Annotated in this window: 26 protein-coding genes; 14 read left to right on the forward strand and 12 right to left on the reverse strand. The window is 59.4% G+C overall.

The features are described from left to right. Positions 1–64 precede the first annotated feature (64 nt). Positions 65–1,078: a LacI family DNA-binding transcriptional regulator gene (locus ACMVPR_RS08730; RefSeq protein WP_416882532.1), complete on the reverse strand. Its 1,014-nt coding sequence runs from the start codon at positions 1,076–1,078 to the stop codon at positions 65–67. A gap of 117 nt (positions 1,079–1,195) precedes the next feature. Between ACMVPR_RS08730 and ACMVPR_RS08735 the strand changes: the two genes are divergently transcribed. From ACMVPR_RS08735 to ACMVPR_RS08770, 8 genes are all read left to right on the forward strand, one after another. Then, entirely contained in the window at positions 1,196–2,155 is a 960-nt protein-coding gene (locus ACMVPR_RS08735) for a Bug family tripartite tricarboxylate transporter substrate binding protein (protein WP_416882533.1), read from the forward strand. A 63-nt stretch (positions 2,156–2,218) separates the two neighbouring features. Then, on the forward strand, positions 2,219–2,677 hold the full coding sequence (locus tag ACMVPR_RS08740; RefSeq protein ID WP_416882534.1) for a tripartite tricarboxylate transporter TctB family protein: 459 nt from the start codon (positions 2,219–2,221) through the stop codon (positions 2,675–2,677). 1 nt (position 2,678) lies between these two features. Continuing rightward, positions 2,679–4,163, forward strand: coding sequence for a tripartite tricarboxylate transporter permease (locus tag ACMVPR_RS08745; protein ID WP_292270468.1), 1,485 nt, complete (start codon positions 2,679–2,681; stop codon positions 4,161–4,163). Positions 4,164–4,428: 265 nt separating this feature from the next. After that, a complete protein-coding gene (locus ACMVPR_RS08750; protein WP_416882535.1) occupies positions 4,429–5,235 on the forward strand; it encodes an alpha/beta fold hydrolase in 807 nt (268 codons plus the stop codon). Next, positions 5,232–6,146, forward strand: coding sequence for an L-threonate dehydrogenase (ltnD, locus tag ACMVPR_RS08755; protein WP_416882536.1), 915 nt, complete (start codon positions 5,232–5,234; stop codon positions 6,144–6,146). The genes ACMVPR_RS08750 and ltnD overlap by 4 nt, the downstream gene beginning before the upstream one ends. Further along, entirely contained in the window at positions 6,143–7,414 is a 1,272-nt protein-coding gene (gene otnK / locus ACMVPR_RS08760) for a 3-oxo-tetronate kinase (protein WP_416882537.1), read from the forward strand. Before ltnD ends, otnK begins: the two co-directional genes overlap by 4 nt. After that, a complete protein-coding gene (locus ACMVPR_RS08765; RefSeq protein WP_416882538.1) occupies positions 7,411–8,061 on the forward strand; it encodes an aldolase in 651 nt (216 codons plus the stop codon). The genes otnK and ACMVPR_RS08765 overlap by 4 nt, the downstream gene beginning before the upstream one ends. Next, positions 8,058–8,825, forward strand: coding sequence for a hydroxypyruvate isomerase family protein (locus tag ACMVPR_RS08770; RefSeq protein WP_416882539.1), 768 nt, complete (start codon positions 8,058–8,060; stop codon positions 8,823–8,825). Before ACMVPR_RS08765 ends, ACMVPR_RS08770 begins: the two co-directional genes overlap by 4 nt. 159 nt (positions 8,826–8,984) lie before the next feature. Here the strand turns inward: ACMVPR_RS08770 and ugpC are convergent, their stop codons facing one another. The 10 genes from ugpC to ACMVPR_RS08820 form a co-directional block, all read right to left on the reverse strand. Next, positions 8,985–9,998 carry a sn-glycerol-3-phosphate ABC transporter ATP-binding protein UgpC gene (gene ugpC / locus ACMVPR_RS08775; RefSeq protein ID WP_416882540.1) on the reverse strand — a complete coding sequence of 338 codons (1,014 nt, stop codon included), beginning with the start codon at positions 9,996–9,998 and terminating at the stop codon, positions 8,985–8,987. 4 nt (positions 9,999–10,002) lie between these two features. Next, positions 10,003–10,839: a sn-glycerol-3-phosphate ABC transporter permease UgpE gene (ugpE, locus tag ACMVPR_RS08780; RefSeq protein WP_300585145.1), complete on the reverse strand. Its 837-nt coding sequence runs from the start codon at positions 10,837–10,839 to the stop codon at positions 10,003–10,005. Between the two features lie 17 nt (positions 10,840–10,856). Beyond that, positions 10,857–11,738: a sn-glycerol-3-phosphate ABC transporter permease UgpA gene (gene ugpA, locus ACMVPR_RS08785; protein WP_300585115.1), complete on the reverse strand. Its 882-nt coding sequence runs from the start codon at positions 11,736–11,738 to the stop codon at positions 10,857–10,859. Positions 11,739–11,792: 54 nt separating this feature from the next. Further along, complete coding sequence (ugpB, locus tag ACMVPR_RS08790; RefSeq protein WP_416882541.1) at positions 11,793–13,094, reverse strand: sn-glycerol-3-phosphate ABC transporter substrate-binding protein UgpB; 1,302 nt, start codon at positions 13,092–13,094, stop codon at positions 11,793–11,795. 100 nt (positions 13,095–13,194) lie between these two features. Then, positions 13,195–14,091, reverse strand: a complete 897-nt coding sequence (locus tag ACMVPR_RS08795) for a TIGR01459 family HAD-type hydrolase (protein ID WP_416884641.1) — start codon at positions 14,089–14,091, stop codon at positions 13,195–13,197. A gap of 5 nt (positions 14,092–14,096) precedes the next feature. Continuing rightward, the gene (phnE, locus tag ACMVPR_RS08800; protein ID WP_292264905.1) at positions 14,097–14,912 is read right to left on the reverse strand and encodes a phosphonate ABC transporter, permease protein PhnE; all 816 of its coding nucleotides are present in this window, start codon (positions 14,910–14,912) and stop codon (positions 14,097–14,099) included. Continuing rightward, positions 14,912–15,727, reverse strand: a complete 816-nt coding sequence (gene phnE, locus ACMVPR_RS08805; protein WP_416882542.1) for a phosphonate ABC transporter, permease protein PhnE — start codon at positions 15,725–15,727, stop codon at positions 14,912–14,914. Before phnE (ACMVPR_RS08805) ends, phnE (ACMVPR_RS08800) begins: the two co-directional genes overlap by 1 nt. Further along, positions 15,724–16,518 carry a phosphonate ABC transporter ATP-binding protein gene (gene phnC / locus ACMVPR_RS08810; RefSeq protein WP_292264909.1) on the reverse strand — a complete coding sequence of 265 codons (795 nt, stop codon included), beginning with the start codon at positions 16,516–16,518 and terminating at the stop codon, positions 15,724–15,726. The genes phnE (ACMVPR_RS08805) and phnC overlap by 4 nt, the downstream gene beginning before the upstream one ends. A 66-nt stretch (positions 16,519–16,584) precedes the next feature. Continuing rightward, complete coding sequence (phnD, locus tag ACMVPR_RS08815) at positions 16,585–17,559, reverse strand: phosphate/phosphite/phosphonate ABC transporter substrate-binding protein (protein ID WP_300585111.1); 975 nt, start codon at positions 17,557–17,559, stop codon at positions 16,585–16,587. Positions 17,560–17,613: 54 nt separating this feature from the next. Then, complete coding sequence (locus ACMVPR_RS08820) at positions 17,614–18,429, reverse strand: DeoR/GlpR family DNA-binding transcription regulator (RefSeq protein ID WP_416882543.1); 816 nt, start codon at positions 18,427–18,429, stop codon at positions 17,614–17,616. A gap of 167 nt (positions 18,430–18,596) precedes the next feature. Between ACMVPR_RS08820 and ACMVPR_RS08825 the strand changes: the two genes are divergently transcribed. The 6 genes from ACMVPR_RS08825 to ACMVPR_RS08850 all read left to right on the forward strand — a co-directional run bounded on the left by ACMVPR_RS08825 (position 18,597) and on the right by ACMVPR_RS08850 (position 25,669). Further along, positions 18,597–20,258, forward strand: coding sequence for a Na/Pi cotransporter family protein (locus tag ACMVPR_RS08825; RefSeq protein ID WP_416882544.1), 1,662 nt, complete (start codon positions 18,597–18,599; stop codon positions 20,256–20,258). Further along, complete coding sequence (locus ACMVPR_RS08830; RefSeq protein WP_416882545.1) at positions 20,255–20,728, forward strand: NUDIX hydrolase; 474 nt, start codon at positions 20,255–20,257, stop codon at positions 20,726–20,728. The genes ACMVPR_RS08825 and ACMVPR_RS08830 overlap by 4 nt, the downstream gene beginning before the upstream one ends. Positions 20,729–20,786: 58 nt before the next feature. Continuing rightward, positions 20,787–21,812: an ABC transporter substrate-binding protein gene (locus ACMVPR_RS08835; RefSeq protein WP_416882546.1), complete on the forward strand. Its 1,026-nt coding sequence runs from the start codon at positions 20,787–20,789 to the stop codon at positions 21,810–21,812. A gap of 93 nt (positions 21,813–21,905) precedes the next feature. Then, on the forward strand, positions 21,906–24,029 hold the full coding sequence (locus ACMVPR_RS08840; protein ID WP_416882547.1) for an ABC transporter permease: 2,124 nt from the start codon (positions 21,906–21,908) through the stop codon (positions 24,027–24,029). Positions 24,030–24,040: 11 nt separating this feature from the next. Further along, positions 24,041–25,102 (forward strand): ABC transporter ATP-binding protein, encoded by a 1,062-nt coding sequence (locus ACMVPR_RS08845; RefSeq protein ID WP_416882548.1) that lies wholly within the window; start codon positions 24,041–24,043, stop codon positions 25,100–25,102. Then, the gene (locus tag ACMVPR_RS08850) at positions 25,103–25,669 is read left to right on the forward strand and encodes a histidine phosphatase family protein (RefSeq protein WP_416882549.1); all 567 of its coding nucleotides are present in this window, start codon (positions 25,103–25,105) and stop codon (positions 25,667–25,669) included. 9 nt (positions 25,670–25,678) lie between these two features. Here the strand turns inward: ACMVPR_RS08850 and ACMVPR_RS08855 are convergent, their stop codons facing one another. Beyond that, positions 25,679–26,470 carry an inositol monophosphatase family protein gene (locus ACMVPR_RS08855; RefSeq protein WP_416882550.1) on the reverse strand — a complete coding sequence of 264 codons (792 nt, stop codon included), beginning with the start codon at positions 26,468–26,470 and terminating at the stop codon, positions 25,679–25,681. Positions 26,471–26,518 lie beyond the last annotated feature (48 nt).

The raw sequence follows: 26,518 nt of genomic DNA on the forward strand, positions 1-26,518 counted from the left end.
AGGCCCGCGAGGCCTCGCGGCGCTCGACATCTGCAAGACATCGTTGCCCCAATTGGTCAGGACGTCAGGTCGTCTCTCCCGGCAGAAAGCTCAGGGGCATGTCGATCCGACCACGTTCCGCATCTGACCGTCCCCCGATACGGTCGAGCATGATCTGTCCCGCTCGCGCACCGATTTCCGCCCGCGGCGAGCGGATCGTTGTCAGGCGCGGCGTTATCCCGTCCCGGATGTCAAGGCCGTTGAACCCCGCCAGGGCAAGGTCATTCGGCACGAGGATTCCGTGAGCGTGGCCATGCATCATTGCCCCAAGCGCCAGGTCGTCGTTGGCAAAGAACACAGCATCAATATTGGGACTGCGCGACATCAGCGTCGCCAGCCCCGCGGCACCGGTTGCAAAGGACGATTGCGCGTCCTCGATCTGATAATCAACCAAGGACAGCCCGTGTTCGGCAAGACGGGCTTCGAACGCGAGGCGGCGCTTGCGTGATCGGGCCGGACGCTCTCCCCAGGCTCCGACATATCCAATCCGGCGATAGCCGCGTTCGACGAAATGATCGGCCATGATGTGCCCGGCGCTCGACATGGAGAACCCGACGCTCGTGTCGATGGGGTCCCCGTCACTGTCCATGACCTCAATCACCGGGCACTGCAGGCCGGACAGGATCTCGGAGGCCCCCGCGCTGTGTTCAAGCCCACTGATGATGACCCCGGAGGGGTTCCAGGACAAGAGATCGCGCAGAATCGCTTCTTCTTCCGCCATGTCGTAGCGCGACATGCCCAGCACCGTGCGCAGCGACGAGCCCTGGAAGGCGGCGTCAATGCCATCGAGAATATCAGGGAAAACGTTGTTCGACATCGACGGCACGATGACGGCGATGAGATCCGAGGATTGGCCGCGTAAAGATCCCGCAATGCGATTTGGGGTATACCCCAGCGCGGTCGCTGCAACCTTCACGCGGACGCGAAGCGATTCAGAAACGTTCGGAGCCTCACGCATTACGCGCGACGCGGAGATCACGCTGACCCCGGCATGGTCCGCAACATCGCGGAGCGTCGGACGTGGCGCCGTCTTTGCCATGGGTTCCTCCCAAGTGGCCTTGCAGCATTAATCTAGGAGATTTTTGAGAGTTTGACAACGTTACCAATTTTATGACAACGTTACCAATAAGGGAAGTTTCATTTTAGGGAGGATATCATGAAAAAACTGAAAACGTCCGCCATCGTGGCTGCCGGGCTTGCGCTGGCCATCGGGGGAGCCGCCCAGGCGCAGGATTTTCCGGAACGCCCGATCAACCTGATCGTGCCGTTTAACGCGGGCGGGGGAACCGACCTGTTGATCCGGGGCTTTGCGCCTCACTTCGCCGAAGCTCTGGATGGCGACGTATTCGTTTCCAACACCGCAGGCGGTGGCGGCACGATTGCGGCGGGTGCCTTGGCCGGTCAGCGGCCCGACGGGTACCAGCTGGGTTATTTCTCGATCACGGTATCCACGATCCAGCCACAGATAAACGACGTGCCCTACGGCCTCGACAGCTGGTCTCCGATCTGTTCTGTCGCTGCATCGCCGACAGTTCTTTTCACGTCCGAAAGCAGCCCCTACACGAGCATCGAAGAGGCCGTTGAAGCAATCCGCGCAGCGCCGGGTACGCTGCTATACGGATCGTCAGGACCCGGTGCCATCACACACCTGACCGCCGTCGCCGCGTTCAAGGGCCTAGGCGTGATCGACGATGTTCGCCACCTTCCCTTCCAGGGTTCGGGGCCTGCGCTTCAGGGCATCGCGGCTGGCACAATCCAGTTCTTTGGAGATACCGAGATTCTGATGCAGGGCGGCGGTTTGCGCCCACTCGTCGTGTTCAACTCTGAACGTCTCGCTTCGATGCCGGACGTGCCGACGGCAACCGAAATTGGCATCGAGCCACCCCTCAACGAACTGTATCTCTGGGGCGGGTTCTTTGCGCCGGCGGGTACGCCGCCCGAGGTTGTCGAGACGCTGTCGAATGCGTGCGGCGAGGCAATTGCCTCAGACGGCTTCCAAGCTTTCGCCGAGAAGACCAACACCGTGCTCAACTACCGCAATGCCGCGGATTTCGATGCATTCTACCGCGCGCAGTACGAGGCGAACGGTGCCATCATCGAAGCAGCCGGGCTCTGACTCTCTCTGCCTGCACCTGGCATCATCGCCGGGTGCAGGTCACATCATTCAGAGGCCCATCTCATGACGCTGAGCTTGAATTCCGAACGCGCTGTTGTCGCGCTGATCCTTTTATTGTTGTCCATCGCGCTGTTTGTCACCGCCAGCCGTTTCCCGGCGTCTGACATGGGATCGGCCTTTGACCCTGGCTTTTTCCCGCGCATCGTTCTGGGGGCCTTGATCGCCCTTGCCGCGCTGAACCTGTTTACAGACCTCAGGTCCGGGACAGGATGGGCGCTCGATGGCTTGCGCTCCGTCCTCCTCATGATGGCACTCCTTGTGGTCTACGTGAAGGTGATGCCCGATCTCGGTTTTTTTGCCGCCTCGGTTGTGCTGTCGGTGGCCTTTCTTCTGCTTCTAGGCGTCCGGTCCACCGTTGGGATTGCGGTTGTCGCGCTTGGTGTGCCTGGCGCGCTGGTCGCGCTGTTCAACCACATTCTGACGATGCCGCTGCCCACTTCGCCGTTGTTCTGGTGGATCTGAGATGCTTGACCTTCTACCGCAGGCCCTTTCCCTGATTTTCACCGTCGAAGGCTTGCTCGTCCTGACCTTTGGCACGATGCTTGGCATCGTTCTCGGGGCGTTACCCGGCATCGGATCGACGGTCGCCGTCGCCATGATCCTGCCGTTCACGCTGACCATGAGCCAGGCGCCCGCCATCCTGCTCTTGCTGGCGATCTATGCCGGGTCGGTCTATGGCGGTTCGATTTCCGCGATCCTGATCAACACTCCGGGCACACCCCAGTCGGCTGCAACCTGCTTTGACGGTTACCCCATGGCACTGCGGGGCGAGGCGGGAAAGGCGCTTGGATGGGCGACGATGGCCTCGGTTGTCGGCGGACTTGCGTCATCCGTGGTTCTGATCCTCGCGGCACCGCAACTGGCGGCATTTGCATTGAATTTCGGGCCGATCGAAACCTTCGCGCTGATCGTGCTTGGCCTGACCTGCATTGTTTCGGTATCGGAGGGTTCGTTGATCAAGGGGTTGATCGCGGGGGTTCTGGGCCTGTTCCTGTCGGTCGTCGGGGGCGATCCGCTGACCGGCGAACCGCGCTTCACATTCGGCAGTTTCCAGCTGATCGCCGGGTTCGACCTGCTGGCCGTTGTCATCGGTGTCTTCGCCCTGTCCGAGGTTCTGCTCCGGGCATCGCAGCGCGACGAAGCAAACGTCGCCTTGATCGATTTCCGCGGCATCGTGCTGCCGAAACTTGGGGAATGGCGTGGCAGGATCGGTGGCCTGCTGAAATCGGTGGCCATCGGCAATGTCATAGGGATCATGCCGGGAACGGGCGCCGCCACGGCAGCCTTCATTAGCTATGCCGAGGCGCGCCGCTCTGCACCCACGCGTGCGAATTTCGGCAAGGGCGAACCCGATGGGCTGATCGCATCTGAATCGGCCAACAATGCCGTCACTGGTGGCGCGCTGGTGCCGACATTGGCGTTGGGGATTCCTGGCGACGCCATCACTGCGGTAATGCTGGCTACGCTGACCCTACACGGCGTCACGCCGGGCATCCGCCTGATGCAGGACAATCCCATTCTGATCGCGGCGATCTTCACCGGCTTTTTTGTGGTCAACCTGATGCTGTTGCCGCTGGGAATGCTGGTCAGCCGCGTCGCGGCCCCGTTATTGCGACTGCGCGAGGCTTACATGCTGGTCGTCATAACACTGCTGTGCACGCTTGGGGTGTTTTTCGTTCGGGGCAACCCGTTCGATCTGCTGGTCATGGCGGCGGCAGGCGTCATTGGGTTCGTGCTGCGGCGTCAGGGTTACCCGATGGCGCCACTGGTGATTGGCATGGTTCTTGGGCCGACCCTTGAGATAAGCCTGCGCCAGGGACTCATCATCACGAACGGCAGCTTCGTTCAGTTCTTCACCCACCACCCTATCGCGGTCGCACTGATCCTCGCTGCGGCGGCAATGCTGCTTTTGCCGCTGGTTCGAGCCATCCGGGCCCGCCAGGGATGAGCGCGGATATCGGCGCGATAGACCTGATGACTTTCGGCGCCGGTCTTCGGGCAACCGGTGCAGTGGCGGGAGTCATTGTCAGGCGCTTGGGGACCGGCGGCAGGACGTTTCCCGTACCGTTTCTGAAAGGGCTCTCGATCCCAATGCATCGAGGGGTGGCAACCGCTTCAGTGCTTGGCATCTGGATCACAGTTCCAGCCGTGGCAAGCTTTGTCTGGTCGGGCTTGTCGGTTCCCGAATTGCGGACGCCGAGGAGAGCCTTCGCATGATCCGGCGGATCAGGACAGCACGGCTGACAGTGAACGTCCGGGTCGAGGGCGAAGGTCCGCACCTTTTGTTTCTGGGTGGATCGAGCTTTGACCTTGGCCTCAAGGCGCCGGTTTTTACCTCGGCGCTTGCAGCGCGCTTTACCATCGCCGCCGCCGATCCGCGCGGGCTTGGCAGGACCGATCAACCCTACGGCCCTTGGTCGATGGAGGACTATGCCCGCGACGCGCTGGCACTGCTCGATGCGCTCGATTGGCCTGAGGCGATGGTTCTCGGTGAAAGCTTCGGCGGCATGGTCGCGCTGCACCTGACTGCGCTGGCACCCGGTCGCGTTACGCGTTTGGCCTTGGCCGTCGCCGCGCCGGGCGGGCCTACTGGGCGATCTTTCCCGATCCACGAGTTCCGCGGCATCGACGACCCGCGTGAACGGGCGGCACAGGTTCTCATGCTGCAGGATCGGCGTTTTGCCGCCCGGCCCGAAGTCCAGAGGGCAACTCTGATCGAGGATCGCATGCGTGCCGAGGCAGCTTTTCTTGCCCATGCCAACAATGCCAACGGCCACGTCAGACTGCTCGAAGCAAGGGCGCGGCACGATGCGGTCAAGCACCTGCCGCACATCGCCGTGCCCAGCCTTGTCCTGAGTGGACGGTTTGACGATCAAAGCCCGCTGGACCTGTCCGAAACGCTTGTGCGACAGTTGCCCAACGCGCGACTGGAGGTCATCGACGGCGGCCATGGTCTATTGTTCAACGAAAACGCCGCCATTGACGCGGTTCTGTCCCATTTCGAGGAGATCCTGACATGACCACTGCAAAGATCGCCGTGATCGGCCTTGGTTCCATGGGCTACGGCATAGCCGCTTCGGCTCTGAAAGGCGGACTGGTGGTGCATGGCTTTGACGTGGCCAAGGACGCGATGGACCGGTTTCGCGCCCAAGGAGGCGCAGCGGGGACGCTGGACACGATCGCCGGCGACCTTGCCGCCGTCATGGTTGTCGTGCTCAACGCCGCGCAGACCGAGGACGTTCTGTTCGGGGCCAAAGGCATCGTCCCCCAGATGCGCCCCGGCAGCGTGGCAATCGCCTGCGCCACCGTCTCGCCCGCTTTCGCGCGCCAGATGGAGGAACGCTGCGCGGAGTTTGGGGTCCACTACCTCGATGCACCGATCTCTGGCGGCGCTCTCAAGGCTGCGTCGGGGTCGCTGACCGTCCTCGCTTCGGGCACTCCCGCCGCGTTTGATGCGGCGGAGCCGATTTTGGCGGTCACGGCGGAAAAGCTCTATCGCCTCGGCGATCACGCCGGTCCCGGATCGGCCATGAAGGCCGTCAACCAGTTGCTGGCTGGCGTACATATCGCAACCATGGCCGAGGCGATGACCTTTGGCATGACGCAAGGCGTGTCGCCCGAGGCGTTCATGGAGGTGATCCCGCAATGCGCGGGGACGTCGTGGATGCTTGAAAACCGAGGGCCGCACATCGTCGAGGGCGACTACACGCCCCGTTCCAGTGTGAACATCTGGCCCAAGGATCTTGGGATCGTTCTGGATATCGCCCGCAGCGCCGGTTTCGGTGCCCCCTTGGCGGCGGCGGCAATGCAACAATTTCTTGCTGCCGCTGGCTCGGGCCTTGGCCAAGAGGATGATGCGGCGGTTGCCAAGGTCTACGCCCGCAACGCCAACCTGAAATTGCCCGGACACACGGGTGGAGGCACCGAATGACGACCCTACTTGGCTGCATCGCTGACGACTTCACCGGGGCAACCGATCTCGCGGGGCTTCTGGCCCGCAGCGGTTTTCCCGTGTCGTTGCGGATTGGCGTACCTGACGCAGTCCCGTCGGCCACAAGCCCTTTCGAGGTGATCGCACTCAAATCCCGCACCGCCCCTGTCGCACAGGCCGTCACTGAAACACGCGCGGCGCTGGCCTGGCTCAAAGCGGCAGGTGCCACGCGTTTCTTCTGGAAATACTGCTCGACCTTCGACAGCACGCCTGATGGGAACATCGGCCCGGTTGCCGAGGCCTTGATGGCTGAACTTGGCACCGATCAGACGGTCTATTGCCCTGCATTTCCGGAAAACGGCCGCACCATCTTCATGGGCACGCTGTTCGTGGGCCAGGAACCGCTTCATGAGAGCCCGATGAAGGACCATCCGCTGACGCCGATGCGCGACAGCAATTTGATGCGTTTGCTGTCCCCTCAGGTTCAGCGACCCGTCGGTCTGATCGATCGTCTTTGTGTGGCAAGAGGCCCAGTCGCCATCCGAGCGGCATTGGCAGACCACCATTCGAAGGGTCACGCCCATATCGTTGTGGACGCGGTCGCAGCCGAAGACATTGAGGCCATCGCGGCGGCTTGCCGTGACATGCCTCTGCTGACCGGTGGGTCCGCGCTGGCCATGCCCCTGCCCGCGCTCTATCAGGCCGACGGTTGGATCGCCGCCGATGCCACGAACGCGACGCGGCCGGACGTCGCGGCGGAAACGATCATCTTGTCGGGCAGTTGCTCTGCAATGACGAACCGCCAAGTGGCGTCCTATCTTGCAACCGGCGCGCCCGCCTTGCGTCTTGACCCGTTGAGATTGGCTGAAGGAGGCACCGCGCCCGCCCTCGACTGGCTTGCCACGCAAGACATGGCGCGGGCGCCGCTGATCTACGCCACCGCTGAACCCGCAAGCGTGAAGACCGCACAGGCCCGTTTGGGGGTGGCCGCTGCGGGAGAGATCGTCGAAACCACGCTTGCCGCCTGCGCCCGCGCCGCGCGCGATGCGGGCGTGGGACGGTTCATCGTCGCCGGCGGTGAAACCTCGGGCGCTGTGACACAGGCTCTGGGCGTCGATCGCCTTGATATTGGCCCAGAGATCGCGCCCGGCGTCCCTTGGACCTTCTGCCGTTCCCAAGGTCGCCATATCGCCCTAACGCTGAAATCCGGCAATTTCGGGCAGCCGGATTTCTTCAGCCAAGCCCGGCAGAGCCTCGAGAACCCATGACACCCGAATCCGCGCTGCGCGAGCAGATCTGCCTTCTTGCAAAATCGTTGTTTGACCGTGGGCTCACAGGAGGCAGCACCGGGAATATCTCGGCGCGAACGCCAGACGGCGGCCTCTTGGTAAGCCCGACCGGCACCAGTTTTGGTCGGCTGGACCCGGGTCGCTTGTCTCGCTTCGACGCGCGAGGGCAGTTGATCGACGGGGACCCGCCGACCAAGGAAATGCCGCTGCACACCGCGTTTTACGAGACGCGCTCGACAGCGGGCGCAGTGGTGCACCTGCATTCCTGCCATTCTGTCGCCTTGTCGATGATGCCCGATGCAAATCCCGACAATTTTCTGCCACCCTTGACACCGTATGCGATCATGAAGCTCGGCAAGGTCAAGCTTCTGCCGTTCTTCCTGCCCGGCGATCCGGCCATGGGCGACGCGGTGCGGGGCCTTGCGGGCAAACGGACAGCGGTGATGCTGGCCAACCATGGACCTGTTGTTGCGGGTGCGGATGTCGAGGCGGCTTGTAATGCCATCGAAGAGTTGGAGGACACCGCCCGCCTCGCGATGTTGACGCGTGGCCTGTCGCCCCGGATGCTGTCGTCAGAAGATGTGCAGCGCGTCGTCACCAAATTCAACGTAGAGTGGGACGGATGAAGCTTTCTGCCAATCTTGGGTTTCTCTGGTCAGAGTTATCGCTGCCTCAGGCGATCCACGCAGCCAAGACGGCAGGGTTCGACGCGGTGGAATGCCACTGGCCGTATGATACCCCCGCCGAGACGGTCGCCCAGGCTTTGGCCGATACCGGCCTGAAAATGCTTGGCCTAAATACCCGGCGCGGCGATGTCGCTGCGGGGGAAAATGGACTTTCCGCATTGCCCGGTCGATCCGCAGACGCCCGTACCGCAGTGGATGAGGCGCTCGCCTATGGCGTGGCAATCGGGGCGCGGGCCGTGCACGTCATGGCGGGTCGCGCATCAGGGTCAGCCGCCGAAGAGGCGTACATCGACACATTGCGTTATGCCGCAGAACAAGCTGCCGGGCTTGGCATGGTGATCCTGATCGAACCGCTCAACCGTCACGATGCACCCGGTTACTTTCTGCGCACGACCGATCAAGCGGTTGCAATCATGGACGCTGTCGGGTCCCCAGCCCTGCGGCTCATGTTCGACTGCTACCATGTGGGCCGAACCGAGGGTGACGTGATCCACCGGCTGCGGACCCTCCTGCCAAGGATTGGTCATGTGCAGATCGCTTCGGTTCCCGACCGCGGCGCCCCGGATCATGGCGAATTGAACTACCTCGCCATCTGCTCCGAACTTTCAGGAATGGGATATGCCGCCCCAATCGGTGCGGAGTACAAACCTTTGGGGCCGACCGAAGCCACCTTGGGATGGGTTACCAGCCTGCGCGAGCTATGAACGCTCCATGGTGCCGGACCCCAGCAGCAGCGTTCACGGATATTCAGCGATCTTCCGGTTTCTGTCAGCGTGCGGTACGCAAACTCAGTGCGCAACACATGCATACGGCATCGGTTGCCCCCCTTTGAGCAAAGACAGGACGACGTATCGGGTCCGTTGTCAGTGACGATCAACACCCAGACGCTTGCCGTCTTTGTCGAAGTTCATCTCGTTTGATTGCGCCCATTCCAACCCCACCTCGGTTCCTTCCTGGGGCAAAGGCAAGCTGGCATCCTGGCGAACGGTAATCTTCGAACCGTCCGCGCTTTTTACGTGCACAAGCGTTTCTGCGCCGAGGGCCTCGCAATAGGTGACCCGAGCCTTCAACGTTCCGGTGCCCGAGATCGTGATGTGTTCCGGGCGGATGCCAATCTTGTTGCCCTCAGATCGACCCAGCAAAGTTCCCGGAATGAAATTCGTGGGCGGCGATCCGATGAAACCCGCGACAAATTCGGTCGCCGGGTTGGCATAGACCTCGAGCGGTTTGCCGATCTGATCCGCCACGCCGCCGTTCATCACGATCATACGGTCGGCCATGGTCATCGCCTCGACCTGATCATGGGTCACGTAGAGTGCCGTCACGCCAAGTTCGCGTTGAAGCGCCCGGATCTCGAGCCGCATCTGCACGCGCAGCTTGGCGTCGAGGTTGGAGAGCGGTTCATCGAACAGGAAAACCGCCGGCTTGCGGACGATGGCGCGCCCCATGGCCACACGTTGACGCTGTCCGCCGGACAGTTCGCGCGGCTTGCGGTTCAGATAGGGCTCCAGCTGCAGCAACTTGGCGGCCTGCGCGACCCGATCGGCGATTTCAAACTTATCAACCTTCGCAATCTTGAGCCCGTAAGCCATGTTGTCGAAGACCGACATATGCGGGTAAAGCGCGTAGTTCTGAAACACCATGGCGATGTCGCGGGCCATCGGTTCTTCTTCGTTGACGCGCCGCCCGCCGATCTGGACCTCGCCATCGGTGATGGTCTCAAGCCCCGCCACCATGCGCAGCAACGTGGATTTGCCACAGCCGGACGGCCCGACGATCACAATGAATTCGCCATCTTCCACGTCGATGGACACACCATGAATGACGTCGGTCTTGCCAAAGGATTTCTTGACGTTGTTGAGGGTCAGCGTTGCCATTTTCTTATTTCTCGCTTTCCACAAGCCCACGGATAAACAGTTTTTGCATGCCCACGACCACGATCACTGGCGGCACCATCGCAAGGATTGACGTCGCCATGATCACTGGCCAGTCGGCAATGTCGTCCCCCGATGGGAACATCTGCTTGATCCCCATGACGATGGTATTCATCGACGGATCGGTTGTGATCAGAAGCGGCCAGAGGTACTGGTTCCAGCCGTAGATGAACAGGATGACGAAGAGTGCGGCGATATTTGTTCGGCTCATCGGCAGCAGGATGTCGAAGAAGAAGCGCATCGGCCCTGCCCCGTCGACCCGCGCGGCCTCGGCCAGCTCATCCGGCACGGTCATGAAGAACTGACGGAACAGGAACGTTGCTGTTGCCGATGCGATGAGCGGCAGGATCAGGCCCTGATAGCTGTTCAGCATCCCGAAATTCGCGATCACCTCGTAGGTCGGCACGATGCGCACTTCGACGGGCAACATCAGGGTAAGGAAGATCAGCCAGAAGAACAGCTTTTTGCCGGGAAACTTGAAGTAGACAATAGCGAAGGCCGACAGCAGCGAGATCGCGATCTTGCCGATGGCAATGCCCAACGCCATGAAGAGCGAGTTGCCCAGCATCAAGGCCACCGGGGCATTGACGCCAGCGGTCAAAGCTTTGGAATAGTTTTCGAAGAACTGATCACCCGGCCAAAGCGGCATCGGGGGACGGACGATTTCGGGCTGGCTCACTGTCGAGGCGACAAAGGCCAGCCAGATCGGGAAGAAGATGAAGGCAACGCCAATGATCAGACCCAGATGGGTCAGCCACAGCCCGGCACCGCGCTTTTCGACCATACCAGTTTGCTCTGCCATCAGTAGTGCACCTTGCGTTCGATGTATTTGAATTGGATCACGGTCAGCAGTGACACGATCACCAGAAGGATCACGGATTGCGCCGCCGAGGACCCAAGGTCCTGTCCCACGAAGCCGTCGGAATAGACCTTGTAGACAAGGATTGTCGTCGCCTGCTGCGGGCCACCGCTTGTGATCGTGTGGATCACGCCAAAGGTTTCGAAGAAGGCGTAGATGATGTTCACGACCAGCAGGAAGAACGTGGTGGGTGACAAGAGCGGCCAGACGATGGTGCGGAAGCGCGTCCAGAAATGCGCGCCGTCGATTGCGGCGGCTTCGATCACCGAGCGCGGGATCGCCTGCAAGCCCGCGAGGAAGAACAGGAAGTTGTAGCTGATGCGACCCCATGCGCTGGCCACGACGACGAGGCCCATCGCCTCGCCTTCGTTCAAAACGTGGTTCCAGTCATAGCCCAAAAGGCCGATATACCACGTCACTACGCCGACGCGGGTGTTGAACATAAAGAGCCAGAGCACGCCAGCGACGGCGGGAGCGACAGCATAGGGCCAGATGAGAAGCGTGCGATACGTGCCCGATCCCTTGATCAACCGATCCGCCAGAATGGCGAGGTAGAGCGCGACCCCCATCGACACGACCGTGACCAGGATTGAGAACACCGCTGTCGTGATGAAAGACGCTCGGTAGAACCGGTCGGACAGCAAGTATTCGAAATTGCCCAAGCCCACCCACTGCATGGACAGACCGAACGGATCAGGGATGAAGAGCGATTGCCAGATCGCCTGCCCCGCCGGGTAGAAAAAGAAAATGGCGGTGATCAGAATCTGCGGCAGCACCAGCAGTAGCGGCAACCAGATGCCTTTGAACGTAACGCGCTTTTCCATGTGGCCCAAAACGGCTGCCCGCCAAGTCGGAGGCAGCCGCTCCTTTAATGCAAGTTACCGGGATGCCTGCTCGAAGCGACGCAGCAGCGCATTGCCCCGCTCAACAGCGCTGTCGAGCGCCGCTTGCGCGTCCTTGTCACCGGCCCACACCGCTTCGAGTTCTTCGTCGATGATGGTACGGATCTGGTCAAAGGATCCAAGGCGCAGACCCTTGGAGTTGGCCGTCGGTTCCTTGGCAGTCATCTGGATCACTGCGATATCGGTGCCCGGATTGGCCTCATAGAAGCCTTGGCTGCGGGTCAGATCGCCTGCTTCGGACGTGATTGGCAGGTAGCCGGTGTCCTGGTGCCATTTCGCCTGGATTTCGGGGCTGGAAAGGAAGTCGAGGAACGCAGCAACGCCCGCATATTCCTCGTCCGTCTGTCCTTCCATCACCCACAGCGACGCTCCACCGATAATGGTGTTCTGCGGTTCACTGGCGACAGCAGTCCAATAGGGCAAAGGACGCACTTCGAAATCGAACTGGGCCTCTGCCTTGATCCCGGCATAGCCCGCCGAAGACTCGGTGAACAGCGCACATTCGCCCGCGCGGAAATTCGCACCGCCTTCGTTGCGACGACCGGCATAAATGAACTTGCCGTCTTTGGCCCATTCGCCCATCGCGCCGATATGCGCCACCTGCGCCGCGCTGTTGAACGCGAGCTCGGTATCGGTGCCGTCAAAGCCGTTGGATTTGGTTGCAAACGGCACATCGTGATAGGCCGAGAAATTCTCGAGGTGAATCCAGCTCTGCCACGCGGTCGTCATCGGGCAGCTCACGCCCGCCTCTTTCAACTGGTCCAAAACGGTGCCGACCTGTTCCCAAGTCGAGAGATCGGTGTCGGGGTCGATGCCCGCTTCCTGCAGCTTGTTGCGGTTCACCCAAAGCACAGGCGTGGACGAATTGTAGGGCAACGACAGCATGTCACCCTCGGGCGAAGTATAGTAGCCCTTGACCGAACCGATGTATTTCGACTGGTCGAACCCGTCACCCATCACTTCGTAGACCGGTTTAATGGCGCCCTTGGCCCCCATCATCGTGGCGGTGCCCACTTCGAAAACCATCAGGATGTCAGGCTGTTCGCCCGCGCGGAACGCCGCGATCCCGGCATTGAGCGTCTCGGAATAGTTACCCTTGTGTGTTGCGACGACAGTGTAATCGGACTGCGAGCTGTTGAAGCCTTCGACCTGCTCGGCCACCAGTTCGCCAAGGCGACCGGTGAAAGCATGCCAGAATTCGACTTCGGTCTGCGCCATCGCAGCCTGGGTCGATCCGAGGACGGCCGAGACTGCCAGAATGCTGATCGTATGTTTCATTTGGTTCTCCCTCTGAGACTGAACGACCGAGGCAGACAACCCACCCCGGTTTCGCGATTTGACATCGCGTTTGGTGGAGCGATCATGACAAAGGTTTCTGTCATGGTCGCTCCACTATGAAATCGGGGACGATACCGCTGGCCAAAACGGCCTTTTCGGCATCCTGCCCCGCAAAAAATCCGTAATCCGCAACCAGCGCGGAGGCGATCCCGACAGTGCGCGCTCCAAGGATGTCGGTGTGCAGACTGTCACCAACCATCAGAACACGAGACCGATCTACATTTCCCAATCGTTTGAAGGCGAGATCGAAAATGTCAGGAAAGGGTTTGCCATAGAATTCCGGACTGATCCCGGTCCGGTCAGCAAGCCTGTGGGCGAAATGTCCCGGCTCGACAGAAAATCCCGTTTCGCGCGGTGCGACAATATCCGGATTTCCGACAAGAACTGGACGTGGGTGCTTTCTGAGTGCGTTTTCCAAAAGCGCCTGCCGCTCTTCCGTCCATGCGGCGCTTCCAACAAGCAGGAAGCCCTCAACCGCGTCATAGGCCGCCGGGTCTTCTTCAAGATAGGTCAGGGTCAAATCTTCGAGGTCACGCAAGCCTGTGCTCCGAGTGGCCATCAGTCCCCAATGAAGGTTCTTTCGGCCATTGAGGCCCGCAAGCAGTGTGACGCGGCTGGTGATCACGTCCTCAGGCGCAAAGTCGTAGCCAAGTCGACTGTATTTCTCCATCAGCGCCGCGTGTGGAAATCCGGCTGCATTGGAGACGACCAAAACGCGTTTGCCCGCCGCCTTGAGGTTTGCGATCCGCTCGGGCGTTCCAGGGATTGCCGCCTCTCCGATGTTAAGAACTCCAAAGGCGTCCAGTAGGAACACATCAAAGACATCAGCGATATCGGCAAGCGTTGCCACACGTTGGAAGCCTGCTGCCGATGGCCGAACCACCGGCAGCCGATCCCGCACGGATTCGTAAGCCTCGAAGGCGGTTTCGGTCGACATCACCGTCAAATGATGGCCCCCCGGACTTTCGCCGACACCCATTCGCTGATGACAACTGCGGCAAGGATTACAAGGAGAATGAGACTTACTTGAGGCCAAGCGAGGACGTTCAGCGAGGACGAAAGCTGCAATCCGATACCGCCCGCACCAACAAGGCCCAACACCGTGGATTCCCGGATATTGATGTCCCAGCGGAACACCGCGATCCCAGCAAATGCGGGAAGGATCTGTGGAACGATACCATAAGCCATTACCTGCCAACGCGACGCGCCTGTTGCAGTTATGGCTTCGACCTGTGTGTGGTCGATCTCTTCGATGGCTTCGTACAGCAGTTTTGCGCAGAATCCGATGGATCGGATCGCAATGGCGATCACACCCGCAAAGACGCCGGGTCCGATGATTGCAATCAACAGCAAAGCCCAGATCAGGGAATTGATCGACCGGGTGGACACGATGATCAGCAGCGCAACGGGGCGGATGAACAGAGCCGAAGGTGTTGTGTTGCGCGCGGCCAGGAATGCAACCGGAACGGCAAGGAACAAAGCGATGATCGTTCCCAATGTCGCAATGTTCAACGTGTCCCAGATCGGGCGACCCAGTTGGGTGATGTATTCCCAGCGTGGTGGCGTGGCACGGGTCCAGATGTCATTAGCGATGCGTGGAGCGTCCCAGACGAAGAACCAAGTGGTCGATTCCGAGATGATCTGCCAACAAATGGCAAACACGAGTAGGCCGAGGAGCCAGCCAAACCAACGCACCAACTTTTCGCGCAGCGTGTGCCGACGCCAGATCTGAGCACCGTCTTTTTCAAGCACCGGCATTACTGCACCCTCGCCCTGATGACGCCCGACAAATACTCCAGCATCATGACGATCCCGATGATCAGGATGAGAATTGCGGCGGCGGTGTCGTACTCGTATCGGTCAAAAGCAGTGTTCAACGTCGCGCCGATCCCTCCGGCCCCCACGAGGCCAAGGATTGCACTTTCCCGGAAATTGATGTCGACGCGGTAGATTGAAAGGCCGATTAGTCGTGGCATGACCTGTGGTTGCACACCATAATTGATCCACTGCATCCACTTGGCGCCCGACGCCCGGATGGCCTCGGCCTGTACCTTGTCCATGGATTCAATGTCCTCAGCCAAGAGCTTGGAAAGGAAGCCGATTGTTGCGAAAGACAGCGTCAGGAACCCGGCCAGTGGACCAAAGCCGAAGATCGCCACCAGAAGAATTGCGACAATGATTTCCTGAAGCGCACGGCTGATAGCCACGATGCCGCGACAGATCATGTAAACCGGCAGGGGCGCGATGTTGCGCGCAGCACCCAACCCGATCGGGATCGAGATAAGGATGCCCACCACAGACGCGGCGACGGTCATCACGATGCTTTCCAGCAAACCGCCCCAGATGTCCCCGGCCCGGCTGATGAAATCGGGACGCGTGAACGCGAGAATGAATTGCCAACCGCGATTCAGGCCTTCATAGACCCGACCCCAATCGACCTCGATCGTCATGAAGGCGGCGATCAGATAGGCAATGAAGCCGAAGATCAGGCTCCACCGTAGTACGGGGTTTGTGACAAAATGCGGCTTGCGCCACTTTCTGCCCAGCATGTCGTCCAGTTCACGGTGACTCATTGTGCGGCCTCGACGTCTTCATCGTCATCGACAGCTTCGATGGTCGCTTCCCAATCTTCCTCGCCGTAAATCTCGGTTAGCTTTTCGGGCGTCAAAGCCACAGGCACGCCATCGAAGACGATCTCACCAAAGCGCAGACCGACGATGCGCGGTACGAACATCTGCGCCAGCGCCACATCGTGAATATTGATGATCGCCGCCAGTCCGCGTTCCCGGCAGAGTTCCGTGATCAACCGCATGATCTGACGGCTGGTCTTTGGATCAAGCGATGCCGTGGGTTCATCGACCAGCAAAAGCTTCGGGTTCTGAATAAGAGCCCTGCAAATCCCGACACGCTGACGCTGCCCCCCAGACAATTCGTCGGCACGTTTGTCGGCCATATGCAAAAGACCGACCCGGTCCAACAAACGGAATGCCTCGTCGACATCGCTTTGCGGGTAGCGCCGAAGGAAACTGCGCCAGAAACCGACATAGCCCAAACGCCCGGACAGCACGTTTTCCATCACGGTCAGGCGTTCGACCAGCGCGTATTCCTGAAAAATCATTCCCATTTCGCGTCGCGCCCGCCGCAACGCACCCGGTCCAAGTTTGGTAAGGTCCGTGTCGTCCAGCATCACAGCCCCGCTGGTGGGTTCAACCAACCTGTTGATACAGCGGATCATTGTGGACTTGCCCGCACCGGACGGCCCGATAAGAGCCAGAACCTGACCTTTGGGGACTTCGAGATCAATGGCTTTCAGTGCCTGATCACCGGTCTTGTATGTTTTTGTAAGTTTTTGAAGACGCAGCATAAGAAGGCCCCTAACGCGGCAATGTGACAGGCCCGTGACGGGCCTGCCTTTCGTAGAGAATTTGGATTACTCGCAGGCGTAGGAAACGCCATTGGCCGCGTCGATCTTGCGGATCACGTCCCAGAATTCCTTGTAGGTCATGGGCAGGAACTGACCTTCGTTCGACTTCTCGAACTCGGCCTTGAGCGTTGTGCCTTCCCATTCGAAATTGAAGAACGCGTTCTTGATCTTCTCTTTCAATTCGGGTGTCAGGTTGTGCGCGGTACCGAAACCGGTCGTCGGAAAGGTCTGGGATTTGTAGATCGAGGTCACCTGATCCGGCGAAATCACGTCGCGTTCGATCATCCGGCTCATCACCGAATTGGCGATTGCTGCAGCGGGGTAATCCTTGTTGGCGACACCGAGGATCGAGTTGTCATGCTTGCCCGAAAAAACGGGTTCGAAATCCTTTTCCGCTTCGAGGCCAAACTCGGCCTTCAGGATCGCGGAGGGCGCCTTAAAGCCAGAGTTGGATGTAGGCGACGTGAACGCAAGCTGCTTGCCCTTGATGTCGGCGGGCGACGTGATGCCAGAGCCGGGATAGGTGATGATCTCCATCTCATAGCCGAAATTGCCGTCTTCAGACGCCATGATGGTGAACGGGTTGAATCCTGCGCAGTTCACCGCAAGCGGGTTGGACCCGGTATTGAAACCAGCGATGTGCAGTCGACCAGAGCGCATTGCCTCGATCTGGGCAGCGTTATTCTGGACGGGGAAGAAAACGACCGATTTGCCGGTTTCTTTTTCCAGATGTGTCAGGAAATCCGACCATGCTTCTTTGTAAACCGCCGGATCTTCGACAGGGGTGTACGCAAAAATGAGCGTATCCGGGTCCACGAGATCTGCAGGATCGGTTGGTGTATCGGCCAACATATCGCCGTCGACGTCGCAGAAGCGCTCATCGAGATCGCCGCGCGGGCAATCTTGTGCAGACGCAGTCGTACCGAACGACATCAACGCAATCGCAGATGCCCCCAACAACAGTTTGATGTCCAATTTCATATGTCTTTCCTCCCATTGATACGGCGTTTTTCGCCGCTTTGTGTTGCCTTCAAATCAAGTTTTTTGAGCGACGATGACCTCCACTTCCGCTCCGTCCAACGCCGCCAGAAGATCGCCTTTGGGACGCGCATCCACGACGATGGAATTAAGGTCGGCCATCTCTCCCACATGGGCCAACCCCTTCCGTCCAAACTTGCGCGAGTCGATCAGAAGGTGGCGTTTGGTCGCCCGGCTGAGCATCATCCGCTTGACCGCCGCAAAGCCACGGACCGTTTCCGAAGGCCCTTCGGATGACAAGCCAGACGCGCCAATCATGCAGCGGTCCACGTTGAATCGTGCAAGAAATTCAAGGGTCTCAGTCCCGATCACGGCCAATTCCGCCGCGAGATACTCGCCAGGACACAAAAGGACTTCAGGAACACCATGGCCGATGGTCATGGCGACTGGGATCGAATTCGTGATCACCGTGCATTGCGTGCCGAGAAACGCCAGAGCACGCGCAAGTTGAATGGTTGTGGAACCGGAATCGATCATTACGGTCTCGCCGTCCTGCACCAATTCGGCGGCCTTGAGGCCGATCCGCTCGCGCTCTTCGACATGGGTGTTCGTACGTTCATCAAGGCCCGGATAATGCCCCTGCGCTGGTGCAGACGCTCCTCCATGCGCACGTGAGATGAGGCCGTCGTCTGACAGGGCATCCACATCCCGCCGCACTGTCTCGGTCGAGACATTGAAACGTCGGGCCAGCTCGCTGATGCGCACATGTGGGCGCAACTTTAACTCAAGTAGGATTTGACGACGCCGGTCGGATTTCTTGAGCCGGACAGGTCCGGTCTCTGCATTGAAGTCCTGAGTTTCCGTGTTTGACATTGGTCGTCCCAACTCGAATACCTCACCAGTTTTGTGGTCTTTCCTGCATTTTGCAAATATTTTTGTTGCATAAGCCTCAACAGAGTGGTCAGATTTTTAGATAGACCAAGAAAAGAAGGTGTACTGTTCAACATGCCTCGGCGTCATGCTGGTTCGGACAACGCGACATGATTGTGCTTGCCGCACAACTTGCAGCGGCAGTGGCGCTGCTTCTTTGGTCGACGCGGCTGATCCGGACAGGTGTTGAACGCGCTTTCATGCCCGAGCTGAAATCCGGACTGAAACGCCTCTCCGGAAACGCGATTTCCGCAGCCGCCGGGGGCAGTTTTGCGGCAATGGTCATGCAAAGCGCAACCGCCGTGGCCCTGATAAGCGCGGGCTTCGCCATATCAGGCATGCTGGCTGCGCAAACGGCGCTTGCCTTGGTCCTTGGTGCCGAATTGGGGTCAGCCCTGATGACGCGTGTTCTGATCTTGCCCGTCGACAGCATTCTTCCGTTCGTTCTTCTGATCGGGGTTACCGCGTTCTTCAAAGCCAACACCCGAAAGACCAAACAGGTCGGGCGTATCATCATCGGCTTGGCACTTGTTTTCATTTCGCTGGGCATGATCCGCGAAGCGACCGCCCCAATTGGCGATAACGCGATTATCCAAAGCATAGCCGCCTACTTCAGGGACGACCTTGTCAGCGCCTATGTACTTGGGGCGGCTCTGACATGGGCCATGCATTCAAGCCTCGCAGCGGTGCTGACCTTTGCGACCTTCGCAGCAACAGGCCTGATTGCAGCACCTGTCGCTGCCGCTTTGGTGATTGGTGCCAACCTAGGCGGAGCCGCAATTCCATTTGCGCTCTTGTGGAATGCCGAGCGCCCTGCCCGCCTTGTCGTCCTTGGAAACCTCGTGGCCCGCGGCTGCATGACGGTCGTTTTCCTGATCATCCTGATCAGCGGCACCGTGGATCTTAGCCTGCTCGGCGGAAACGTGGCCAATCAGGTTGTTGCGCTGCATATTCTGTTGAACGGAACACTTCTCCTTGTTGCGCTGCCATTGACCGGCATCATCATCCGCATCGCCAATGCGACGCTGCCCCGTCACATCACGAAGGAGACGCCCTCACTCAGCGCACTGGACGTCAATGCCCTCGATCATCCGCCGCTCGCCCTGGCCTGTGCCCAACGAGAGCTCTTGCGAATGTCGGAGACAGTGCAGTCCATTCTCATCTCGGTGATGCATCTCTTCCGCAACTGGGATGCCGAACAGGCACGCATGATCGAGCGTCGTGAGGACGAAATCGACCGGATGCATTTCGAGACCAAGATTTACGTGTCACGACTGCGCGAGAACAACATTGAGCCCGATCAGGACAAGAAAACGCTCGAGATCGTGGCAATGGCAAACAGCCTTGAAGAAGCTGCGGATCGCATTGCAACCAGCCTTGTCGGGTTGGCAAAAAAGATGTCGGACGAAGCCATCACCTTCTCTGATGAGGGCCTTGAAGACATTGCTCATTTTCACGACCAGATCGTCACCAACGGCCAGCTTGCGCTCAGCGTATTGACCACCGGAGATGCAGAAGCGGCGCGTCAGCTTGTGGCCGAGAAAGACCGCATCCGCATCGAAGAGCAAAAACTGCAGGAACGCCATCTCAAACGGTTGCAACGTGGGGGTATGGCAAGCATCGAAACCACCAACATCCATCAGGAAACCCTGCGCGTTCTCAAGCAGATCAACGCCGCACTGACCTATGTCGCCTACCCCATCTCCGAGGAAACCGGCGACTTGCTGGAAAGCCGTCTTGCCCGTCCTCGAACCGTTGGAGGAACAGCATGAGCAAGGTCAAAGAAAAGCCCGTGATTGATCAGATTGCCGCCCTGCCGGTGCATTGGGACAAGAACGGAAAACTGCGTGTTCTCATGGTGACATCGCGGGATCGCGGGCGCTGGGTCATGCCGAAAGGCTGGCAAATGGACGGAGCCAAGCCCTGGCAGGCTGCCGAAATTGAAGCTTTGGAAGAAGCCGGAGCCGTTGGGTTTATCTCGAACACACCGATTGGTCACTACCACTATGACAAGCGGATGGACGACGGCACGAAAACGCGGTGCCGCGTCATTCTTTATCCAATGGTTGTCGAGAAACTCAAACGACGCTGGAAAGAACGCAAACAAAGAAAGCGCCATTGGTTTTCAGCACGAAAGGCGTCGAAGCTGGTCGAAGAAAAAGAGCTGTCGACCCTTCTGCGGGAAGTTGCAGAGAAAAAGAAGATGGTCGCCATGATCGAAGACATGCGGAGGTCCGCGTAATCACGAGCACGAAATAACCGGGAAACCCGGACAAACTGAAATCCAAGGGAGGAGAACCATGAAGAAATTTACCACAACAGCTTTGGGGACCGCGATAGCGCTGGCTGCGTCAGTGTCGGCCGCGCAAGCTGATAAACTCACGCTCTATTGCTCCGCGCAGGAAGAGTGGTGCCAGCTGATGGCACGCGGCTTTGAAGATGCAACCGGGATCGACGTGGACATGACACGCAAATCCTCGGGAGAAACCTTTGCGCAAATCCGCGCCGAAGCGTCCAACCCCAAAGGCGATGTCTGGTGGGGTGGCACGGGTGACCCGCACCTGCAGGCGGCTGAAGAAGGCCTGACAATGGAATATGTCTCGCCGATGCGCGATCAGTTGCATGACTGGGCCATTTCGCAGGCCGAAAGCGCAGGAAACCGGACCATCGGCATTTATTCCGGAGCGCTTGGATACGGCTACAACACCGATCTTTTGGCAGCCAACAACCTGCCTGAACCGGCGTGCTGGAAGGACCTTCTGAAGCCCGAGTACAAAGGCCATGTCCAGATGGCGAACCCCAATTCATCGGGCACTGCGTACACCACGCTTGCATCCATGGTGCAAATTTTCGGCGAGGACGAAGGCTTCGAGTACATGAAGGGCCTGCACGCCAACATCAACCAGTACACCAAGTCGGGGTCTGCGCCGATCAAGGCGGCCGGTCGCGGCGAAAGCACCATCGGTATCGTCTTTATGCATGACGCCGTGGCACAGGCCGTCGCAGGTTTCCCGATCAAGGTCGTCGCCCCCTGCGAAGGCACCGGCTACGAGATTGGCTCCATGTCGATCATCGACGGTGCCCGCAACGAGGAAGAAGCCAAGAAGTTCTATGACTGGGCGCTGAGCGCCGAGGCACAGAACCTCGCGCTTCAGGTCAACGCGTTCCAGGTTCCATCCAACAAGGGCGCACAGACTTCGGAAAGCGCGCCGGACATGTCGACGATCAAGCTGATCAACTACGACTTCAAGAAGTATGGCTCGTCCGACGAACGCAAGCGGCTGCTGCAGAAGTGGGACGAAGACGTCTCGACCTTGCCGCAGTAAGTGCGCGCTTCGACGACTGATAAGAGCTCCCACCCGGTACTGATCTTCTGGATCCTTGCCGGGTGGGTCGGGTACTGCCTTCTGCCATGGTACATGGTGGAGGACGGTCTCTGGTCGTTCGAGTGGCTCTTCGATGGCTATCCATTCGACGAAGATTATGCACCTGCCGCCTTCTTGATTGGACAGGGCGAAAAGATTTGGCTGTCCCCTCTTCTCATCCCGCTCGCATTGCCCCTTCTGGTTTTGGGCCGCGTCAAATCTGACCCGGTCTATTCCAAAATCCTGATCCTTTCTGGTACCTTGGGCTTTGGCTGGTTGATTGCACAGGGCTTCTCAATCGGCATTCGCGGCTTCAACTACGATTGGCTGGGCTCGCTTTTCGGCGACATCCGCCTGCGCCAGTTCGGCATGGGCTACGGTGCGATGATCTGCGCCACCGCTTTTCTATTTCTGTTGACCCAAGGCATCGCCGCCCGCGGGGCGATCAACGGCGACGTGTTCGTGGTCAGCGCCATTGGCGGCGTGATTACAATCGTGACCGCCTTCGTGTTCTTTCCCATCGCAAAGATGCTGTTCGCAGCGTTCGTGACAGAGGATGGCGCGTATTCCATTTCGGTCTTTTTTGCCAAATTCTTTGACGACCGACTTTGGGGGCTGGGGTGTTTGTGGGGTGCGCGATGCGGAGCCGCATGGAATTCGCTCTTCCTCGCCATCATGGTCGGATTCATCACAACGGCGCTCGGTCTTGCCTTCGCACTTGTCGTCACCCGCTCCGGCTTTCGCTACAAGCGTGCGTTGCGCGCCCTGACAGTTCTCCCGATCATCACCCCACCTTTCGTGATCGGCCTTGCGCTGATCCTGCTCTTTGGCCTGTCCGGCACAGTCACTCAGTTCGTCGCAGAGCTCTTTGACCTGACACCTACACGATGGCTCTACGGGATGCCGGGTGTTCTGATCGCACAAACCCTTGCCTTTACCCCCATCGCCTTTCTGGTCTTGATCGGCGTTGTCGAAGGTGTGTCTCCTTCCATGGAAGAAGCCGCACAAACCTTGCGGGCAAACCGCTGGCAGACATTCAAGACGGTCTCATTACCGTTGATGCGGCCCGGTCTCGCCAATGCCTTCCTGCTGGGCTTTATCGAAAGCATGGCCGATTTCGGGAATCCTCTGGTGCTTGGTGGGAATTTCGACGTTCTCTCGACCGAGATTTTCTTTGCGATTGTGGGCGCGCAATACGATCAGGGACGCGCTGCTGTGCTGGCGATTGTGCTCCTGTTTTTCACCCTGTCGGCCTTTTACGCACAGCGCATGTGGCTCGGAAAGAAAAGTTACACCACTGTCACGGGCAAAGGGGATTCCGGGGTTCATCCGCTGATGCCGAAAGGGCTGGCGATCCCGGTCATGGTCGTCGCCCTTGGATGGGCACTCTTCACCGCAGCAGTCTATGCCATGATCATCTATGGCAGCGTGGTCGAACTTTGGGGGGTCAACAACTCGCTCACCTTCAAGCACTACGTGACCGCGTTCTCGGTACGGTTCGAAGAGGAAGGCATCCGCTGGACTGGAGCCGCGTGGGACAGCTTCTGGACCACCATCACCATCGCCGCGATTGCCGCCCCGCTCACAGCGGCGGTGGGTCTGGTGACCGCCTATCTGCTGACCCGCCAAAGCTTTGCCGGGAAAAACGCGTTCGAGTTCGGGACGATGCTGTCCTTTGCCATTCCCGGCACCGTGATCGGTGTCAGCTACATCCTTGCCTTCAACGTGCCGCCGATTGAGATCACGGGAACCGGCGTGATCCTCGTGATCAGCTTCATCTTCCGCAACATGCCGGTGGGTGTGAGGGCTGGCATCGCGTCCATGTCACAACTCGACCGGAGCCTTGACGAGTCCTCGCTCACGCTTGGCGCAAATTCTTGGCAAACCTTCCGCCGGGTCATCCTACCGCTGCTGCGGCCCGCGATCCTTGCCGCGCTGGTCTACAGCTTTGTCCGGGCGATGACGGCGATTTCGGCGGTGATCTTTCTTGTCTCGGCCGAGTACGACATGGCGACCAGTTATATCATCGGTCGGGTCGAGAATAACGATTACGGCCTCGCCATCGCCTATTCCACCACGCTGATTTTCGTAATGCTGGCGGTCGTTGGCGCAATGCAGCTGATTGTCGGACGCACCCAGATCGGGCGGCGGATGAGCCAGTCTCGGACCAATGTCTAGGAGATCCTGAGATGACGATACAATCCAAAGCCGCGCCGGTCCGCTTTGACGGAGTCTCCAAGGTTTTCGGCAAAGACGTCCGGGCAGTCGACAATATCGACCTGCATGTCGATGCTGGCAAACTGGTGACCCTTCTGGGTCCGTCTGGCTGCGGCAAGACCACAACACTGCGGATGATTGCAGGGCTTGAGATGGCGACATCCGGCAAGATCCTGATCGGCGACCGCGATGTGACCAAGCTACCGGCGACCGACCGCGATGTGTCGATGGTGTTTCAATCCTACGCGCTCTTTCCGCATATGACGGTATTGGAGAACGTCATGTATGGCCTGACCTTCTCGGGCTTCGCCAAGCCGGAAGCCCGCAGTCGCGCACTTGCGGGTTTGGACCTTGTAGGCCTCAAAGGTTTTGACAGCCGCCTACCGTCCGAACTGTCCGGCGGCCAGCAGCAGCGCGTGGCCGTTGCGCGCGCGCTGGTTCTGGAACCGCAGGTTCTGCTGTTCGACGAACCTCTGTCCAACCTCGACGCAAAGCTGCGCCGTCAGGTGCGCGAAGACATCCGCGCGATCCAGAAAGACCTTGGTCTGACGGTGGTTTATGTGACCCATGATCAGGAAGAGGCGCTGGCCGTGTCGGATGAGATCGTCGTGATGCGCAACGCGGCTATCGCCCAGATGGGCACACCACGTCAGCTCTACGATGCCCCAAATGACCGGTTCGTCGCCGACTTCATCGGTGAGGCAAACCTGCTGCCCTGCGAAATCGTCTCGGTCGATGGCGATATGGCCACCATCGAGATCGAAGGCTATCGCCACACCCTGCCCTCGCGAGGCCTGTCGCCCGGCGCGGCAACCATCGCCGTGCGCCCGTCGCGGCTGGTGATCGACACGGAACAGGGTGTTCCCGCCACTGTTGCCAAGGCGACCTATGTGGGCGTGCGGATGGAATACACGCTTACCGGAAAATTCGGTCAAGTCTTCGCGGTCCATGACGATGTCGACACTCCGCTTGAACCCGGAGCCGAAGTGCGGATGGGGTTTGCGGCCAAAGGCCCGGTGCTTTTGCCCGAGTAGATGCAGCATCTTCTGATTATCACCCATCCAGAGGTCGTCGTTGATCCTCATATCCCTGTGTGTGATTGGGGCTTGAACGAAACCGGTCGGCACCGGGCCGCGCTGTTTGCGGGGTCAGATCAGATGGCGTCAGTCACGCATATCTGGTCGAGTGCCGAAACAAAGGCGCGCGAAACGGCCAGTATTATTGCCCGACCTCGCGATCTGCCCATAGCCTTCGACGCGCGGCTTGGCGAAAACGACCGAAGCGCAACAGGTTTTCTGCCGCCTCCACTTTTCGAAGCCGCCGCCGATGCGTTCTTTGCCAACCCTGAGACAAGCTTCAAAGGCTGGGAAACCGCACGCGCTGCCCAAGCGCGGATTGTGCGGGCGGTGCTCGACATCACGGCGCAGCATAAAGATGGCGATCTGGCCATTGTCACACATGGCGCCGTGGGCACCCTGCTCTACTGCCACCTGTGCGGCCTGGAGATCGACCGCGCCCATGATCAGCCGGGACAGGGTCACTATTGGACCGCAGATCTGGCGTCCCTGCGTCCAGATCACGGGTGGAGGCCAATAGCCTGACCCGTTGCGTCAGGCGTTCCAGGCCCGATCCGCGATGTCGACAAGCGTGTCAAACACGTCTGGCGTTCCAACCACGACACGCCCGCCATCCCGGATCATGGCAGTGGCGTCCTGTACCTCGACCCGGCCACCTGCTTCTTCGACCAAAAGCTGACCCGCAAGACAATCCCACGCGTTCATATGCTCTTCCATGTATCCCAGCAGCCGACCCGCCGCGACATACGCGATGGATAAGGCACCGCTCGCATTGCGATGATACATGGCCCCTTGGTCGATGAGGTTGGCAATCACCGGGATCACATTCGTAGCCTCCACGCGGTTCGAATAGCCCACCGCAACAGTGCCGTTGGACAGGGATTTACCAGAAGCAACCTGCATCTTCGCGTCGTTCAAATACGCCCCGGCCCCCCGCAACGCGGCATAGGTTTCACCGACATTAGGATCATGGATCACTCCCACCTCGGTTCGCCCTTCGGCCACGCCTGCGAGGACGATTGTCCAGGAGGGGATGCCATTCACGAAATTCGTGGTCCCGTCGATGGGGTCGATTACCCAGTCGAACCCGCTGGTTCCCGGCTTGGGATCGTGTTCTTCGCCATAGACGCCGTCATCGGGCCACGCCTCAGCCAACCGCCGCCGGATCAGCAGCTCAACGTTGCGATCCGCTTCGCTGACCCAATCCTGAGCGCCCTTTTGATCGACCGCGAGACTGCCTCTGTTCCGGAAATACCCCAAGGCTTCAACCCCGGCCGACCTGCACAGAGAGATCGCAAATTGCTGCCTGTCTCGTAAAGGATCCATTGGGGTTCTGTTCCTGCTCGCCTGATCGGGATGATGCTATCGCCCGGC

It is taken from the genome of Marivita sp., from assembly GCF_048006345.1.
Taxonomy (GTDB): domain Bacteria; phylum Pseudomonadota; class Alphaproteobacteria; order Rhodobacterales; family Rhodobacteraceae; genus Marivita.